Annotated in this window: 16 protein-coding genes and 4 pseudogenes; 19 read left to right on the forward strand and 1 reads right to left on the reverse strand. The window is 50.8% G+C overall.

Going from position 1 to position 17,747, the window contains the following annotated elements; genetic code table 11:
- From HKK53_RS00005 to HKK53_RS00085, 17 genes and pseudogenes are all read left to right on the forward strand, one after another.
- A pseudogene (locus HKK53_RS00005) lies at nucleotides 1-2,730 on the forward strand (RHS repeat-associated core domain-containing protein); the annotation flags it as partial.
- A gap of 385 nt (nucleotides 2,731-3,115) precedes the next feature.
- Nucleotides 3,116-3,448, forward strand: coding sequence for a DUF7716 domain-containing protein (locus HKK53_RS00010; protein WP_169368748.1), 333 nt, complete (start codon nucleotides 3,116-3,118; stop codon nucleotides 3,446-3,448).
- Nucleotides 3,449-3,661: 213 nt separating this feature from the next.
- A pseudogene (locus tag HKK53_RS00015) lies at nucleotides 3,662-4,366 on the forward strand (RHS repeat domain-containing protein); the annotation flags it as partial.
- The gene (locus HKK53_RS00020; protein WP_169368749.1) at nucleotides 4,363-4,941 is read left to right on the forward strand and encodes a hypothetical protein; all 579 of its coding nucleotides are present in this window, start codon (nucleotides 4,363-4,365) and stop codon (nucleotides 4,939-4,941) included. The pseudogene HKK53_RS00015 and the gene HKK53_RS00020, both read left to right, overlap by 4 nt.
- A 48-nt stretch (nucleotides 4,942-4,989) precedes the next feature.
- Entirely contained in the window at nucleotides 4,990-5,508 is a 519-nt protein-coding gene (locus HKK53_RS00025) for an SMI1/KNR4 family protein (protein ID WP_169368750.1), read from the forward strand.
- A gap of 69 nt (nucleotides 5,509-5,577) precedes the next feature.
- Nucleotides 5,578-5,898, forward strand: coding sequence for a DUF6386 family protein (locus HKK53_RS00030; protein ID WP_169368751.1), 321 nt, complete (start codon nucleotides 5,578-5,580; stop codon nucleotides 5,896-5,898).
- Nucleotides 5,888-6,178, forward strand: coding sequence for a hypothetical protein (locus tag HKK53_RS00035; RefSeq protein ID WP_169368752.1), 291 nt, complete (start codon nucleotides 5,888-5,890; stop codon nucleotides 6,176-6,178). The genes HKK53_RS00030 and HKK53_RS00035 overlap by 11 nt, the downstream gene beginning before the upstream one ends.
- A gap of 4 nt (nucleotides 6,179-6,182) precedes the next feature.
- The gene (locus tag HKK53_RS00040) at nucleotides 6,183-6,356 is read left to right on the forward strand and encodes a hypothetical protein (RefSeq protein ID WP_169368753.1); all 174 of its coding nucleotides are present in this window, start codon (nucleotides 6,183-6,185) and stop codon (nucleotides 6,354-6,356) included.
- Nucleotides 6,357-6,586: 230 nt separating this feature from the next.
- Complete coding sequence (locus HKK53_RS00045) at nucleotides 6,587-6,940, forward strand: hypothetical protein (RefSeq protein WP_169368754.1); 354 nt, start codon at nucleotides 6,587-6,589, stop codon at nucleotides 6,938-6,940.
- Nucleotides 6,941-7,109: 169 nt separating this feature from the next.
- Nucleotides 7,110-7,838, forward strand: coding sequence for a hypothetical protein (locus HKK53_RS00050; protein WP_169368755.1), 729 nt, complete (start codon nucleotides 7,110-7,112; stop codon nucleotides 7,836-7,838).
- Between the two features lie 59 nt (nucleotides 7,839-7,897).
- A pseudogene (gene tssI, locus HKK53_RS00055) lies at nucleotides 7,898-9,082 on the forward strand (type VI secretion system tip protein TssI/VgrG); the annotation flags it as partial.
- A gap of 27 nt (nucleotides 9,083-9,109) precedes the next feature.
- Nucleotides 9,110-9,703: a DcrB-related protein gene (locus tag HKK53_RS00060; RefSeq protein WP_149658783.1), complete on the forward strand. Its 594-nt coding sequence runs from the start codon at nucleotides 9,110-9,112 to the stop codon at nucleotides 9,701-9,703.
- Nucleotides 9,700-10,932: a PAAR domain-containing protein gene (locus tag HKK53_RS00065; protein WP_237150638.1), complete on the forward strand. Its 1,233-nt coding sequence runs from the start codon at nucleotides 9,700-9,702 to the stop codon at nucleotides 10,930-10,932. The genes HKK53_RS00060 and HKK53_RS00065 overlap by 4 nt, the downstream gene beginning before the upstream one ends.
- A gap of 25 nt (nucleotides 10,933-10,957) precedes the next feature.
- A complete protein-coding gene (locus tag HKK53_RS00070; protein WP_169368756.1) occupies nucleotides 10,958-11,311 on the forward strand; it encodes a hypothetical protein in 354 nt (117 codons plus the stop codon).
- 164 nt (nucleotides 11,312-11,475) lie between these two features.
- Complete coding sequence (locus HKK53_RS32885) at nucleotides 11,476-11,784, forward strand: hypothetical protein (RefSeq protein WP_169368757.1); 309 nt, start codon at nucleotides 11,476-11,478, stop codon at nucleotides 11,782-11,784.
- A 90-nt stretch (nucleotides 11,785-11,874) separates the two neighbouring features.
- Nucleotides 11,875-13,959: an RHS repeat-associated core domain-containing protein gene (locus HKK53_RS00080; protein ID WP_442962298.1), complete on the forward strand. Its 2,085-nt coding sequence runs from the start codon at nucleotides 11,875-11,877 to the stop codon at nucleotides 13,957-13,959.
- Nucleotides 13,956-14,549 (forward strand): SMI1/KNR4 family protein, encoded by a 594-nt coding sequence (locus HKK53_RS00085; RefSeq protein WP_169368759.1) that lies wholly within the window; start codon nucleotides 13,956-13,958, stop codon nucleotides 14,547-14,549. The genes HKK53_RS00080 and HKK53_RS00085 overlap by 4 nt, the downstream gene beginning before the upstream one ends.
- Nucleotides 14,550-14,650: 101 nt before the next feature.
- Here HKK53_RS00085 and HKK53_RS32890 read toward each other — a convergent pair whose 3' ends face one another.
- Complete coding sequence (locus tag HKK53_RS32890) at nucleotides 14,651-14,869, reverse strand: hypothetical protein (RefSeq protein ID WP_442962276.1); 219 nt, start codon at nucleotides 14,867-14,869, stop codon at nucleotides 14,651-14,653.
- Nucleotides 14,870-15,133: 264 nt separating this feature from the next.
- Here HKK53_RS32890 and HKK53_RS00095 point away from each other — a divergent pair.
- Nucleotides 15,134-16,792 (forward strand): annotated as a pseudogene (locus tag HKK53_RS00095) (RHS repeat-associated core domain-containing protein); the annotation flags it as partial.
- A 405-nt stretch (nucleotides 16,793-17,197) separates the two neighbouring features.
- Nucleotides 17,198-17,626 carry a hypothetical protein gene (locus HKK53_RS00100; RefSeq protein ID WP_169368760.1) on the forward strand — a complete coding sequence of 143 codons (429 nt, stop codon included), beginning with the start codon at nucleotides 17,198-17,200 and terminating at the stop codon, nucleotides 17,624-17,626.
- Nucleotides 17,627-17,747 lie beyond the last annotated feature (121 nt).

Raw genomic sequence — 17,747 nt, forward strand, 5'->3', positions numbered from 1 at the left:
CATTTCACCCGCACGGTCGACGGCACGCTGACCGACATCAGCGCCACCGGCGGCGTACGTGTTCACCTGCACTACGACAACCCGTTGGGTCGCCTGACCGATGTCAAACGCATCGTCGATAACCTGGCCGTCGAAACCCTGGTGCAATATCGCTACGACGACAATGGCCAGCTCATCGAGGTGATCAATCGCAATAACGATTCGGTCCGCCGCTTCAGCTACGCCGACGGCGTCATGGCCAGCCACAGCAATGCCCTGGGTCTGAGCTGCCATTACCGCTGGCAAACCATTGATGACCAACCCCGTGTGGTGGAGCACTGGACCAGCGACGGCGAACACTATCACTTGCGCTACGACTTCAAGCAGCGCACTTCCTGGGCCACTGACGCGCTGGGACGTGAGCTGGAAATTCACTACAACGAAGATCGTCGCGTCATCGCCAGTCGTGATGTCGGCGGTGAACGCTACGGCATCGACCTTGATGAGGCTGGCAACATGACCGGCCTGACGCTGCCCGACGGCAATCAGCTGGCGTTCAAGTACGATGACTTTTCCCGTTTGATCGAAGAAACCGACCCGCTGGGCCGCAAGATCAAATACAAGTACCACCTCAGCACCACGCTGGTCACCGAGACCACCTTCCTCGACGGCAGCACCTGGAAAGCCCGCTACGACGCCAAGGGCAACCTCATCGCTGAAGTCGACGCGCTGGGCAACAAAACCGAATACCTCAACAGCGACGACGGTCTGCCGCACACCATCATCGACGCCACGCACAAGTCAAAATACCTGTGGTGGAACACCCTGGCCCAGGTCGAACGTTTCCAGGATTGCTCGGGTAAAAACACCCACTACCGTTTCGACGAACGCCATCACCTGATCGCCGTCACCGATGCCCTGAACCAGACTACCACCCTGGAACGCAAACCCGACGGCGAAGTGCTGCGCATCCAGCACCCGGACGGCAGCGCCGAGTCGTTTACCTACAACGCCCTCGGCCAGGTGCTGACGCACACCGACGGCAAAGGCCAGACCACGCGCCTGCTGCGCACCGCTCGCGGCCTGCCGAGCAGCCGCCAGGACGCCAAAGGCCAGCGCATCCGCTACGAATACGACCAGGCCATCCGCCTGACCGCGCTGGTCAACGAGAACAACGCGGCTTACCAGTTTGCCTACGACGCGTCCGATCGCCTGATCGAAGAAAAACGCATCGACAACTTGACCCGCCGGTTCAGCTACAACCTGGGCGGGCACCTGACGCGGGTTGACGAAATCGGCTACGGCGAGCGCGCCGAGCGCCCACAGCGCACCTCGGAATTTGAGCGCGACCCCATCGGCCGACTGTTGGCCAAGCTCAACGCCGATGCCCGTCATGCTTACACCTACGACGACGCAGACCGCTTGCTCACCATCGAGCGCCTGCCCACCGCCCACGGCAAAAAACTCGGCGTCAGTGAAGAGACACTCGATTTCTCCTACGACCTGCTGGGACGCCTGATCAAAGAGACCACGCCGCAAGGCGCTCTGTCCTACGACTACGATCCGCTGAGCAACCTGACCACACTGACCCTGCCCACCGGCCAGCACCTGAACCACCTGTATTACGGCAGCGGCCACCTGCACCAACTCAACCTCGACGGCCAACTGATCAGCGACATGGAACGCGACGACCTGCACCGCGAAGTCCTGCGCACCCAGGGCCAGCTCACCAGTTGCTTCGGCTACGACGCCATGGGCCGCAAGGCCTGGCAGTTCGCCTCGCGCCTGCCGGCGGAAAAACTCTCGCAACTGCACAACCCCGGCATCCAGCCCGACCTGCTGGTGGAGCACGCCTACAACCCGATCCACCGCCGTCATCAATACGACCCCGCCGGCGAACTCACCCGCACCCTCGACAAATTGCGCGGCGAGATCAAGTACGAGTACGAAGCCAACGGCCAACTGCACAGCCGTGACACGGGCAGGCTGGTGGACAGTGAAGAGTTCCGCTACGACGCGGCGGCGAACCGGCTGAACTTCAACACCAGTCAGTTCGATCACGTCAAAGACAACCGGCTCAAGCAGTGGCGGGATCAGGAGTACACCTACGATGCGTGGGGCAACCTGATTGAAAAGCGTAGCGGCATGAACGGGCTGCAGACGTTCAGTTACGACGGTGAGAATCGGCTGGTTAAGGCCGAGACGTTGGTGGGCGGCAAGCTGGAAAGTACCGGGGCCTATCGTTACGACAGCCTGGGACGACGGGTGGCCAAGGTGTCAGCGGTCAACGGGGTTACCGAACAGAAGCATTTTCTGTGGCAAGGCTTGCGCCTGTTGCGCGAGGAAAGTCCGGGGCAGAGCAGCCTGTACATTTACGAGCCGGGGAGCTATGCACCTTTAGCCAGAGTCGATCAGAGCGAAGGAGAAGAACAGAAGCTCTACTACTTTCATACCGACCAGATTGGTACGCCGCTGGAGATGACTGACCGGGAAGGGCAGATCGTCTGGCAAGCGACATACAAGGCGTGGGGCTCGCTGGAGCGGTTGGACGTCAACGCAGTCGAACAGAATCTGCGCTTTCAGGGGCAGTATTTCGACGATGAGACGGGGCTGCACTACAACACGTTTCGGTATTACGATCCGGAGGTGGGGCGGTTTGTTACGCAGGATCCGATTGGGTTGTTCGGGGGGGATAATCTCTACAGATATGTAGAGAATCCTATTGGATGGACTGATGTTTTGGGTCTTGCAAGCTCAAATCCTGGGGTGTACGACGTATTTTTTGAAGCAAGATTACCTACACGTGAAATGTATAGGTTGTCGGACCCTGTGCACTTTAGTGAATCGAATAGACAGCTTCACTATGCGATGAAAAATGACCCGACCCTAAGGTCTCACCTAGAGGGGAAATATCCCGGAATTGAATCCCACGTCTCGCCTACTACACGAGGAACCTTCCGAGGAAAAGCTTTCCCTGGAACTACATGGCACCATCATGGCCAAGTTGGAGGTCTCCTACAGCTGGTCGACATGAAGGATCATAAATCACGACATACGGATTATCATGCGAAAGGTGTTGGTGGCCGTAAGGGCTGGGGCGGCGGAAGTTCTTGCAGATAAATAGAGGAATTTAATTATGATTAGATATAAAAATTTAAACTCTCTCCTTGCTGAAGTTGACGATCTGGACAAGTTCGGGACGTTATATTCGAGTAAAAGTGGCTGGGCTGAAGATCCTAGTAATACTGAAATATTATTATTGCTAGGCGATGATGAGCTTGAAGATTTAGATGAGCGTGGCAACCCGGTATTGGCCAATAAATATGGTGCTAGCTATTTTTTTGATGTGGAGATATTTCAGAGTGTCATTGATTTGCAAAGAAAAAATAACTCGAAGTCAAACGCTAATGACTATATTCGTGCAATAAACTATTACCTTGAAAATGATGATTTTTATGAGGTGACTTAAATAAAGTTACAGGGGTGAAGGGGCAGGTTTATTCAATAATTCCTTGTTGCGGCGGGTTTGAATACCTGTCGCTTTTGTATTTGTATGAATTTTAAAGCAGGTCTACTCTTCACTGGTACATGAGATGTGCTGGCGCGCGATACGTGATATTAGAGCGCGTCGGCGCGTCTATCCGGATACGCCGAATGCTAAACTACAGATGATTTTACTGAGCAGTTCTACTACTTCCATACCGACCAGATTGGTACTCCGCTGGAGATGACGCACCGTGAGGGGCGGATTGTCTGGCAGGCGACATACAAGGCATGGGGCTCGGTAGAAAAGCTGGAAGTGAACGAAGTCGAACAGAATCTGCGGTTTCAGGGGCAGTATCTCGACGACGAAACGGGGCTGCACTACAACACGTTTCGGTATTACGATCCGGAGGAGGGGCGGTTTGTTACGCAGGATCCGATTGGGCTCAGCGGTGGGACTAATCTATATCACTATGCGCCAAATCCTTACGGATGGATTGATCCCTGGGGCTGGATGGCTTTTTGGAAGCCGCCTAAGTCTGATGGAATGGGGCATCATCCTTTTCCCCGTGCGTATGCTAATACCCGTGGATTCCCAGAATTAGGCACGAAGCTTGACTCGCCATCATGGTTTCCGAATGAAGTGGACGGTTCAGACACTCTTCACAAGGATTTTCATGACGCAATTAAAAAAGAAGGTGTGCCTTTCAATAAGAAGTTTACTGGCACTCCTGAAGAGTTAATAGGCAAGCTAAATAAAGCTTATGAAAAATCCCCTCAAAAAGGCACGCTGAAAATACCTAGAACAGGCGAAGTTCTTGCTAAAAATGTTACTGTGGGTGAGGCGCTGAATAAGTCTATTGGTAAGGGGTCTAATCTGAAGGCGGCAGGAGGTTGTGGATGAAAAGTATAGCAAAAATTGAAATATTTGAGCCTGGAATTGCTATTTTTGACCCGGTCGCATTAAATGCTTTTGTTAAAAACAATGGCATAGAGTCTAGTGATTTATTCGATTATTTTCTTAATAATGAAGAGGTTGGACTAAGCGCAGTAGAAAATGGGGTGATTTTCCCTCTCTATCAAATCCCTGAAATGGAATACAGCATTTTTCTAAAAGGAGGAGGCCCGGATTCGAGCTTTAATACTGCAGAGAAAGCATTTTGTTATTCGGGCATCCCTCTAACAGTTGTTTCTGGCTTGATTGTTGTTGCTGATTTAAATGCCTTGATGGATTGGGATCGTGATTTTTTTATAGACTATAGAAACACGTGCGATGAAAGTCTTGGAAATAATGATTATTTAGATGTGCTGAGTGGCTCTTATGCATTGAGTATTTGCGGTTTTAAGGGTTTGAGTGATCCATTTTTTTCACTAGGTTATGAGTTGGAGTTCAACCCTGTTGAGAGGCTTCCGGTGCTTTCAAGTCATGCTACAACAGATGATTGGAATTTTGCTTTGACTGAACGCTTTCGAAGTTGAGGAAGCCGAGTATGGCACTGAAGCCCACATGCTGAGGTAGGTCCAGATATGCCAATAGTATATCAGCCAGGTTTGAAGTCAGCAGAGGTTGATTATATTGAGATGGAACTTAATAGGGTTTTCTCAGTTGAGTATAGAAAGTTCCTGTCTGGAATGAACGGCTTTTACTTAACAGCTCCTGACTACGTGAAGATACCATTAAGCACTATTGATGAGGGCACTATAAATTTTGATCGTTTTTTTGGGCTCTTGCCTGAAGAAGAATGCAACGATGTGGTTTGTTTTAATAAGGAATTTATTGATGAACTCGATATCTTCGAGGAGGCTGTAGCTATTGGTGAGGATGGAGGAGGAAATCCCTACGTGATGATTGGCAGGCGGGGGGAGCAAGGGGTTTATTATTGGGATAGAACTCATCTCCATGAATCCAGTTCAACAAATAATTTTGACATTCCAGTACAGAATGATTTTGGGAATTTATTTCTTATCTCTGGAAGCTTCACTGAGTTTTACGATTTAGTTGTTGGATGCGTATCTGGTGCTCCAGATTTTATTGAAGATATTTAGATAATGGTTTTTCTAATGCATCATCAGTAGGGTTAGGCTTAGTTTAATAATTTTTGATTGAGATCTGTTATGATTCAAGAATTTTCTATCAGTACAGATACCGCAACCATCGCAGTATTTGATCTCGCAGTTATTAGGCGCAGGATCTATTATGCGCCGGACTGGTGGAGCCTTATCAAGGATGAAGTTCAAGAGATAAATGATGGGAACATAGCTTTTTTGGGTGTGGGACAAGACGGTAGTTATAGGGTAATTATCGTCGAAGACATAACAGATGGCTTTGGGGCTCTATATCTTGGATTTCCATCGGGGCAGGTATTTATTGGCGCAGGAGAAGATACAGTCGGTGGTGATTTTATCCTCCTCCAGGAATGTAAAGATGAATCCTGAAGTTGAAAATAAGATTGTGGGGCTGCGGCAGCAGCTTGATGAGGCAGACATGTTTCTTGGCGAGCCCGCACGGGATGAAGATATAATAGGCCTTGTTTCAGAAGCTAAGGATACGCTTTTTCAAAGTGTGCCTGAGCAATATCTGGAATTTTTGAAAGCACATGACGGGTTGGTTTATAGCGGTGTTTTTATATATTCGAGTCGGCCGCATAAGTATTCGGATAGCGATGGTTTTAGTCACGCCTTTATAGAGCAAAAATTTAATTTCTCGAGATCTTGAGTTTATGGAAGCGTTCTTGGTTTTTGGCGAAAGTGACCAAGATGAGTATGTTTTGGATGTTGCAAATGATAGTTATCAAGTTGGAGATAAACAAGCTATTGATAACGTTTTTGAGGAGTTTGATACGTTTGATGGTTTGTTGGGGTTCATGCTTGATTTGATAATTGAGCGAGCTTGAGGTTTCAGGATTTCTCAATAAGTAATGCTAGGTAGTTAAAGATTTTGTTTGTTCTGATGAGGTCGAAGTTATGTTCGTGGGCGGTTGTATTCGCTTTGTGTGTAAGCTTTTGCTGTAGCAGTACTGTGTCATTTAGCAATGGATAAAAAATTAGATGTCGCACTGATAACGAACGTTTTTTAGAAGGCTTGACGAGAGCTATTAAATGTAAAATTCCCGGAGGAATTCTGATGTCCGTAATTGCAATCGTGCTTGATGGAAAGGTAGCTCAACCGCAAGCTCTTTTAAAATTCCATCAAGCCCTAAGTATTTCCTTGCAGTCCCTGCGCGACTCTTGGATTAGCGGCCGTCCGATCGTTGAGGTGGAAATTTTTGAAGGTGACTATCAGCAAAAATCGAAAGATATAAGATTGTTGCTGAAAATTATCCAGGGAGAAAATTTAAGCGCGAGGTTTTACGAACTTCCGTTCGGTGAGCAACATTTTGGTAATCAGAAATTAAAGACATGGGAGATTGATGCTCGGCTATTAGTTGGTATATTGGATGTTGCTGATGAAGAAGTGGAGCGGCAGCTTAATAGTTGATATAAGATACGATGCACAAGGTGGTGCTGAAAATGAAGTTTTTAGGGTACTAAATTAGTAAGGATCAGTCGTTGGTAATATTCCGCCAGAGAAGGTAATTTGTGCGCTGCGTATGCCTTAATTGCTTTTTGCATAGATATCGGTTCAAATTATGAGTGATGGAGGGCTTATGAGTATTAAAGATCTGCTTGAAGATGAGTATGGTGATGTAGTGAAGAAAAGTCATGATATGTTTTTTGTTCAGCATGAAACCAAAACATATGTGATTAACTACTGGCTAAAAGCGCGAGAAGATAATTCTAAATTACTCGTTATCTCTCAGGACGTTATCGATGACGCATTGGCGGAAATTATTGTTGACTCAGTTCCTGTCCTTTCTTTAACAGATAAACCGTTAATATTCCCGATCAACGCTGGTGGGCACTCTTCTAGTTTGTTTACTCATATAATTGTTTTTCCACAAAATTACCATGGGTATATGAAGGATGCAGGTATAGATCGAGGTGATCTCTATTGGTGTGTTCCTATTTTCCGTTGTGAGTTTTCTGGCGAGGAAAGCGTTGAAGAGTTTATGAGTATGCGTGTACATTTTGTGCCTGTTCTCGATTGGAAGCGCACGATCCGTCCTAGAGTTAAAGTTTATTTTGACAATCCTAAAACTGGCGCAGGCGCCGACGAAAGCGGTGTTCTGGTCAAATATTTGACTCTGCTTCAAGAGGTTGACAATCTTGAAGGTGTTTCTAACGGCTTTATTGAGTTAGAGAACTATAAGGGTGAGGTCGTAGAGGTTTTATCTCCTGCAAAAAGCGAATTTATTCTTATCCTGAACAGGGAAGATGAGATTGCTATGTCCAAGGATGTATTAAAAACCCATTTAGACGAGTTTGTGATGAGTTGAGTAGATATGCGACGCTCGTGACTTTACGACGCTGGCTTCCGACCGGCTCGGCGACCTAAACAGCCGACTCCATTACCCAATGGAGCGGTAATCGCCAATTGCAGTCCGGAAAGATCGCTGTCCAGACCTTCGATTACCGTCAGCCGACCAATCGCTTGCCGGTCACTATGAAGAGCCTGAACAAGCAGGGCGATGTCGAAGATTTCGAGATCTACGACTTCCCCGGCCAGTACACCCACGGCACGTACGACGAAGGCGAGGCGCTGGTCCGGTTGCGCGTTGAAGCGCTGGAGCTGAAAGGCAAAAGCTTTCAAGGCGCCAGCAACTGCCGCGCGATGAAACCCGGCTACACCTTCGAACTGCTGCAGCATTACGACCACGATCAAGGCTCACCCGACGATCGCCAGTTCCTGCTGATGAGCGTCGAAAGCGAAGGCCACAACAACTACCTCAACGGGTACCCGGCGAGTTACTACAACACCTTCTCCTGCGTGCGCAAAAAGATCGTGTTCCGCCTTCAACTGACCACACCACGCCCGACCATTTCCGGCCCGCAGACCGCCATCGTTGTCGGCCCGCCGGGCGAGGAAATCTTCACCGACGAACTCGGCCGCGTGAAAGTGCAGTTCCACTGGGACCGCAAAGGTGAGCACAACGACAAGAGTTCGTGCTGGGTCCGCGTGGCCCAATCCGAAGCCAGCGGCGGCTTCGGCAGCATCCTCATTCCCCGGGTTGGCGATGAAGTTGTCGTGGTCTTTCTGGACGGCAACCCTGATCGTCCGTTGATCATGGGCAGCCTCTACAACAGCCAGAACACGCCGCCGTGGTCGCTGCCGGCGAACAAGACGCAGAGGGGGTTTTTGACGCGGTCGGTTAAAGGGAAGGGCGCCAATGCCAACTTTTTCCGCTTTGAAGACAAGACAGGTGCCGAGCAAGTTAGCCTTCACGCCGAACGTAACCTGGATACCGAGATTGAGGCTGACGAAAGCCACACGGTCGGTGGCAATCGCGAAATCAAAGTCGACGGGAAACACACCGAGACGATCAAGCTTGAAACCAGTATCGCGGTTAAGGAAGGCTCCTATTACGTCACCGTTGATAGCGGTGAAGTAAAGATCAGTGCAGCGACATCGATCACGCTCGAAGTGGGTGCCAGCAAATTGGTCATGAAATCGGATGGCACCATCACGCTATCTGGCGTGAACATCGACGTTGTTGGCAGCACGAAAATCAACCTTAACTAACAACTCCTACGGACAAGGAATTCCCGTATGCGCCGGAATATTTACGACCGCCTTTCTGAACGGCGTATTCGAGAGCAAGAGCAAGCGCGTGTCGAGCAGGAGATTGCTGATGCGGTGCCACCGCCTCCTGAGCGTTTTCATACCAATGAGTTGAGTTTTGTTCGACCGACCAATCTCAAAGACAAAACTTTTCACGTATTCACTCTGACGGACATAGGGCCAAGCCCTTTTTCTTTGGTGGTTGGGCGTTCACAAGTTGAATTAGGCTCCGATCTTGAGACCATGGCCCAACAATTACTGGGTGAACTGAAAAAGTCCTTGTCGCATGTCGAATGGATCGAACCGGTTACACCAGTAAAGGTCGCGGGCGTAGATGCGCGGCGTGTCGAATTTCGCTGGAGGCAACAGGGGCAACCAGTTCATCAGCTGCAATTGATTTTTTTGCATCAAGATGAACATCAACAGCCATTGCTCATGCAAATAACGGGGACCAGCAACAACCCGAAAGGCATGACTTCCGAAGAGCGCCGTCAGTTTGACGCATTGGTTGAGACGCTTGAGTTGCGCTCCCCACCTGAAATCGACATGGAGGAGATCGTCGACGAGGTTCTGCCTTCATGAGCGAAGCCGCGGCGCGCATGGATGACCCGATTGAGCATTCGAGCGCATTAGGTGGGCTGCTAGCCGGGCTTGCTATTGGCGCTGGTGCAGTGTTGGTAGGTATTGCCATCGTCGGCACAGGCGGCTTGGGTGCAGTTGCACTGTGTGCGATGGTTGGCGCGGGGGCGGCGACCGGTGCAGGCATCGGCCAATTGCTCGGCAGTTTGTCTTTTGCCACCCATGATGCTGGACAGATCAAGACGGGCTCTGCGAATGTCTTTACCAATGGCAAGCCGGCGGCCAGAGCGCATGTTGATACCGCGACGTGTGACCAGCATGGGTCTGCCCCTCAGATTTTGGCTCAGGGCAGTGATTCGGTTTACATCAACGGCCTGCCCGCTGCTCGTGTAGGTGACAGAACAGTTTGCGACGCCAAGATCAGCGCCGGATCCGGTAACGTGTTTATCGGCGGAGGTACTGAGACAACAGACGCCATTAGTCCAGAAGTGCCGGCCTGGCTTGAGCGGGCGGTATTGGTGGTGGGTTTGGCTAGTGCTTTTGTACTGGCCAGTCCGGTAGTTGTCATCGCGGGGTTGGTAGGAGGTGTTGCAGGTGGCCTTGGAGGTAATTGGGCTGGTGGTAAGTTGTTTGGTGAAGGCTCTGATGAGCAGAAGTTGATGGCGTTTGGCGGTGCGTTCTTGGGGGGCGGACTGGGTGCGAAGGGCGGTAAGTGGTTTGATGCGCGGTATGAGGTTAAGGTTCAGGGAGTTGGGTCGAACTTTGGCAATGTGAAAATTCAGAGCAGAGCAGGACCGGGTAAAGTTGGTGACAAAGTCCCATCTTACAAGGTTCCTCATTCGCCGGTTACCAAAAATCAGAGAGTAAGTTTGAAAGCGAAGCTGGAGAACAGAACTCTTACCAAGAACGAATATAAACGGATGGAGTGGGATAGGAGGTTCGCAAACAAAAGAGCAAAAGGTGTTTCTCGTTTTTGGGCTGATGAGCGTGCTAAATTAAAGTTTGGCGAGCCGACTACAAGAAGTTGGTCTGTTGAGCAAAAAACGGATATATTGGCAAGTAGAATCCCAAAATCTAATAACGAGCCTATTCAAGGACATCATAAATATAATGCTTTGGACCATCCGCAGCTTGCTAGTGATCCTAAAATATTTACCCTGCAACTCGTACTGAGCACTTTGAACGGTGGCATGGTGGTAGCTGGAGAAATGACTCCTTTGGCAAGCCGCTAAACACGAAATTTCCGGAGGAATTCTGATGTCTATAATTGCAATTGTGCTTGATGAGAAGGTTGCGCCGCCGCAAGCTCTTTTAAAATTTCATAAAGCACTAGGGCTTTCATTGCAGTCCGTGCGGGATTCTTGGATACACGGTCACCCTGTGGTCGAGTTAGAGATTTTTGAAGGAGATTATCAGCAAAAATCGAAAGATATAAGGTTGGTTTTAAAAATTATTGACGAGGAAAATTTGGGCGCAAGATTTTACGAGATTCCTTTCGGTGAGAAATATGCTGGAAATCAAAATTTGAAAATGTGGGAAATTGATGCGTCGATAGTAATAAACATTTTGGATGCCGCAGATAAGGAAGTAGAGCGGCAGATGGATAATTGATAGTGTGTCTAGTTCAGAGGCTATGAGTGGGTTGATTATTCTGTTTTCAATCAAAAAATCACTCGATGGCAGCAGGCGCCGGAAGTACCCCCATCTGGCGATGATGGGCAATAGTTTATTACTCGTTTTAAACTTTGTTCGGCAGTTCCCATAAGTTATGTGTAGTGGACAGAATTTGGAAAGCCCGCTACGACGCCAAGGGCAACCTCATCGCCGAAGTCGACGCGCTGGGCCACAAAACCGAATACCTCAACAGCGACGACGGTCTGCCGCACACCATCATCGACGCTACCCATAAATCCAAATACCTGTGGTGGAACGCGTTGGCACAGGTCGAGCGGTTTCAGGATTGCTCGGGCAAGAATACGTGTTACCGCTATGACGAGCGTCAGCATTTGGTCGCCGTTACGGATGCGCTGAATCAGACAACAACCCTTGAACGCAAACCCGGCGGTGAAGTGCTGCGCATCTAGCACCCGGACGGCAGCGCCGAGTCCTTCACCTACAATGCCCTCGGCCAGGTCCTGACGCACACCGACGGCAAAGGCCAGACCACGCGCCTACTGCGCACCGCTCGCGGCCTGCCGAGCAGCCGCCAGGACGCCAAAGGCCAACGCATCCGCTACGAATATGACCGGGCCATTCGCCTGACCGCGCTGGTCAACGAGAACAACGCGGCTTACCAGTTTGCCTATGACGCGTCCGATCGCCTGATCGAAGAAAAACGCATCGACAACTTGACCCGCCGGTTCAGCTACAACCTGGGCGGACACCTGACGCGGGTTGACGAAATCGGCTACGGCGAGCGCGCCGAACGCCCACGGCGCACCTCGGAATTTGAGCGCGACACTATCGGCCGACTGTTGGCCAAACTCAACGCCGATGCCCGCCAGGACTACACCTACGACGACGCAGACCGCTTGCTCAGCATCGAGCGCCTGCCCACCGCCCACGGCAAAAAACTCGGCGTCAGTGAAGAGACACTCGATTTCTCCTACGACCTGCTGGGACGCCTGATCAAAGAGACCACGCCGCAAGGTGCTCTGTCCTACGACTACGATCCGCTCAGCAACCTGACCACGCTGACCCTGCCGACCGGCCAACACCTGAACCACCTGTATTACGGCAGCGGCCACCTGCACCAGCTCAACCTCGACGGCCAACTGATCAGCGACATGGAACGCGACGACCTGCACCGCGAAGTCCTGCGCACCCAGGGCCAGCTCACCAGTTGCTTCGGCTACGACGCCATGGGCCGCAAGGCCTGGCAGTTCGCCTCGACGTTGCCGGCAGAGAAACTCTCGCAGATTCTCAATCCCGGCATCCAGCCTGAGCTGTTGGTAGAACACGCCTACAACCCGATTCACCGCCGTCACCAATACGATCCTGCCGGCGAACTCATCCGCACCCTCGACAAACTGCGCGGCGAGATCAAGTACGACTACGAAGCCAACGGCCAATTGCACAGTCGTGACACCGGCAAGTTGGTGGACAGTGAAGAGTTCCGCTACGACGCGGCGGCGAACCGGCTGAACTTCAACACCAGCCAGTTTGATCACGTGAAGGACAACCGGCTCAAGCAGTGGCGGGATCAGGAATATGCCTACGATGCGTGGGGCAACCTGATTGAAAAGCGTAGCGGCATGAACCGGCTGCAGACGTTCAGTTATGACGGTGAGAATCGGCTGGTCAAGGCTGAAACGTTGGTCAACGGCAAGCTGGAAAGTAGTGGCGCTTATCGTTATGACAGCCTGGGGCGGCGTGTGGCCAAGGTGTCAGCGGTCAACGGCGTCACCGAACAGAAGCATTTTCTGTGGCAAAGCTTGCGCCTGTTGCGCGAGGAAACGCCGGGGCAGAGCAGCCTGTACATCTACGAGCCAGGTAGCTACGCGCCATTGGCCCGCGTTGATCAAAGCGAAGGGGAAGAGCAGACGCTTTACTACTTCCACACCGACCAGATTGGTACGCCGTTGGAGATGACGGACCGGGAAGGGCAGATCGTCTGGCAGGCGACGTACAAAGCCTGGGGCGCCCTCGAAACGCTGGCGGTGAATGAGGTAGAGCAGAACCTGAGGTTCCAAGGGCAGTATTTTGATGATGAGACGGGGCTGCACTACAACACGTTTCGGTATTACGATCCGGAGGTGGGGCGGTTTGTTACGCAGGATCCGATTGGACTGGTGGGTGGGGATAACCTATACCAATATGCACCAAACTCTACTGGCTGGACCGACCCTTGGGGCTGGAGTTGCAATCGTCCGGGCGGCTATAAGGCTGGTGATGTTGATGCTCACGGTAACTTGTCACCCGGTGTTAACAGAGCGTCGGGTCACAAAAATATTTCGGAAGATAAACTCGTGCAGTCGCACCATTTTATACAAGATGAGTGGGCAAAAAGAAACGTTACTGGATACAAGAGAAATGATGCACCTGCTGTTCTTCTGAAAAGTTCTTCTGGAGAGCCTCATGCTGTTGTTTCATCCCTTCAGCGAACTAGGCGTAGGCTCTCTGGGTTTGGTGGGACTATCAAGGAGGAGTTTGGAACAGCATACAAAGAGCTACTTGATGCAGGTGTTAATCCTGATGCAGCTAAAAAAGCTGCAAGCAAGTCATACAAATATTTTGATTCGCTAGGGGCGTTTAAATGACTATAAAATATACAGAAACAAAACACGCCGCATCAGCGAAATCCGTAAATGACATTATCCAAACGCTCGGAGTAGATAGAGACGTCTGGATTGTAAAATTTTGGTCACGCTACGACGGTGCATTGCTTAATGATCAGGTTTTGATGTACTCAACAGATGACATAGTTGAACGCAATCAAACGTATGAAGTAGGTATCAATTTTCCAGAGCAGGTTTTGATAGGCGATGACTCTGGAGGCAGACTTATTTTAATTGATAAAGCTATTTCAGATGTTTTCTATCTAATCGATTCTGGTGATCCATTCTTAGGTGATGCCGTCATATTTCATTCGATTGACGAACTGATGGATAATATTTCTGGCGAGGAAACTGATCTGTCGGCTACGTTTAATATAGTGGCTATTGCAAGCGACAAACCAACTCCGCAAGAAGTGCTAGCTATCAAGAAAGGGCTGGGATTAAGTTTTTCAATAACAGATCTGAAGGGGAAGCTTGAGAAGAGAAATGAGGTAATTCTATCAGATGTTAAAATTGTTAAATATGAAGCGATAGTGAAGGCGTACAACCATCTAATTCGGTTTGACTCATAGTGAGTGCGAGTTGAAGATTTTATAAGTTGATTGCAGTATAAGAAATTTGTGGTTGTAGCCTATAGTAGTGTGCGCTGGACTGTTTTTTTCATATGTGCGTGCTACGCTATTTTGTTCTTTAATAATTCGAGTTTGGGAGTGGCGGTGAGTATTTTTCTGCCACTCTCACCATCCTTGTCGATTAGCCCCACGGCAGCACCTGGAAAGCCCGCTACGACGCCAAGGGCAACCTCATCGCTGAAGTCGACGCGCTGGGCAACAAAACCGAATACCTCAACAGCGACGACGGTCTGCCGCACACCATTATCGACGCCACGCACAAGTCAAAATACCTGTGGTGGAACACCCTGGCCCAGGTCGAACGTTTCCAGGATTGCTCGGGCAAAAACACCCATTACCGCTTCGACGAACGCCATCACCTGATCGCCGTCACCGATGCCTTGAACCAGACCACCACCCTGGAACGCAAACCCGACGGCGAAGTGCTGCGTATCCAGCACCCGGACGGCAGCGCCGACTCGTTTACCTACAACGCCCTCGGCCAGGTGCTGACGCACACCGACGGCAAAGGCCAGACCACGCGTCTGCTGCGCACCGCCCGCGGCCTGCCGAGCAGCCGCCAGGACGCCAAAGGCCAGCGCATCCGCTATGAATATGACCGGGCCATTCGCCTGACCGCGCTGGTCAACGAGAACAACGCGGCTTACCAGTTTGCCTATGACGCGTCCGACCGGTTGGTTGAAGAAAAACGCATCGACAACCTGACCCGACGTTTCGCCTACAACGTGGGTGGGCATCTGACTCAGGTTGAGGAAACCGGCTACGGCGAACGGACCGAACGTCCAGAGCGCCCCACGGAATTTGAGCGCGACCGCATCGGCCGACTGTTGGCCAAACTCAACGCCGATGCCCGTCAGGACTACACCTACGACGACGCAGACCGCTTGCTGACCATCGAGCGCCTGCCCACCGCCCACGGCAAAAAACTCGGCGTCAGCGAAGAGAAACTCGATTTTTCCTAAGACGTGCTGGGACGCCTGATCAAAGAGACCACACCACAAGGCGCCTTGTCCTATAACTACGACGAGCTCAGCAACCTGACCACGCTGACCCTGCCGACCGGCCAGCACCTGCACAAGCTCAACCTCGACGGCCAGCTCATCAGCGACCTGGAACGCGATGACCTGCACCGCGAGGTGTTACGCACTCAAGGCCAGCTCACCAGTTGCTTCGGCTACGACGCCATGGACCGCAAGGCCTGGCAGTTCGCCTCGAGCCTGCCGGCGGAAAAACTCTCGCAACTGCACAACCCCGGTATCCAGCCCGAACTGCTGGTGGAGCACGCCTACAACCCGATCCACCGCCGTCACCAATACGACCCCGCCGGCGAACTCATCCGCACCCTCGACAAACTGCGCGGCGAGATCAAGTACGAGTACGAAGCCAACGGCCAGTTGCACAGCCGTGATACCGGCAAGTTGGTGGACAGTGAAGAGTTCCGCTACGACGCGGCGGCGAACCGGCTGAACTTCAACACCAGTCAGTTTGATCACGTGAAGGACAACCGGCTCAAGCAGTGGCGGGATCAGGAATATACCTACGATGCGTGGGGCAACCTGATTGAAAAGCGTAGTGGCATGAGCCGGCTGCAGACGTTCAGCTATGACAGTGAGAATCGACTGGTCAAGGCTGAAACGTTGGTGGGCGGGAAGCTGGAAAGCAGCGGCGACTATCGCTATGACAGCCTGGGGCGTCGTGTGGCCAAGGTGTCAGCGGTCAACGGGGTTACCGAACAGAAGAATTTTCTGTGGCAAGGCTTGCGCCTGTTGCGCGAGGAAAGTCCGGGGCAGAGCAGCCTGTACATTTACGAGCCGGGTAGTTATGCGCCGTTGGCGCGGGTGGATCAGGCCGAAGGCGAGGAGCAGAAACTCTACTATTTCCATACCGATCAGATTGGTACGCCGCTGGAGATGACTGACCGGGAAGGGCAGATCGTCTGGCAGGCGACGTACAAGGCGTGGGGCTCGCTGGAGCGATTGGATGTCAATGAAGTCGAGCAGAATCTACGGTTTCAGGGACAGTATTTCGACGACGAGACGGGGCTGCACTACAACACCTTTCGGTATTACGATCCGGAGGTGGGGCGGTTTATTACGCAGGATCCGATTGGGTTGTTGGGTGGGGTAAACCTTTATAGCTATGTTAGTAATCCGTTTACCTATATTGACCCATTTGGTCTAAGCCCGTTGGCGTTGCCCGCACCAACATCATTGGATCCTTGGGGAGCAGGAGCTCGACTAGAGTCTTTCCCTGTACCAAAAGGAGGGATTGTGGTTGAGATGGCCATGTCCCCTGGACAGACGAAGCCGGGTGGGTGGGCGACCTTGGACCACATACCCAATGTGGATTATGTTAGGAATCAGTTGGCCGTAATTCCGGAATTTAAACCGGATATATCACATGTACAAAAATTTCATATTCCAGAAGGTGTTCATGTTCAAGTTGGTCCAGTTGGGCCGCAAACTTCTGGAGGAAGAATCTATCCTGGTGGAGGAAGTCAAATTCAGATATTAAATTATCAGGATAGAGCTAAAATGAAGCCGGTGGGGAAACCGAGATCAATACATTCTAGTGGTTGTGGAGGTTAAATGGGTTGTATCCAGGATTTTATGGTAATCGACAATCTCGGGTCGTATGATCGCGACGCCAATCCTCAGGGGTTAAGCGTCTGGGAATTGCTTCCAACGGGAGTTTCATGGTCGTTTTTGGGGTGCCCGTATAAAGTTGAAAGTTTAGAAAAGCTCATCCCAAAACTATTGCTGGGGAGCGTTGGTATCGCTGTGGTTATTTCTCCATTTAATCTTAAAGAAAACAAGGCGCTGATTATTAAACCTGACGGAGACGTAATGTGGGATGTCGGGGTGATCGCTAAATCCATCGTTGGTGGAGGAATTTATTCTGATGTTTATTATGTGTCAGGGCAGCTGTGTTTTTTTGTTAATATAAATAATCAGGACTTTAGATTTACGTTTGATGTGGTATCGGGAGCGATTGGAAAGTTAGTTCCTTCCTATTAGATGTGAACTATATTTATATTATGGGTGATGTTTGAGGGTTCTATACGCAATATACTCCTCATGCTGATATTGGTCGCGATATGCCAATAGTTACAAGTTAGGTCTGCAATCTAAGTGCATC

It is taken from the genome of Pseudomonas sp. ADAK7 (genome assembly GCF_012935675.1).
In the GTDB taxonomy this organism is placed as follows: Bacteria; Pseudomonadota; Gammaproteobacteria; order Pseudomonadales; family Pseudomonadaceae; genus Aquipseudomonas.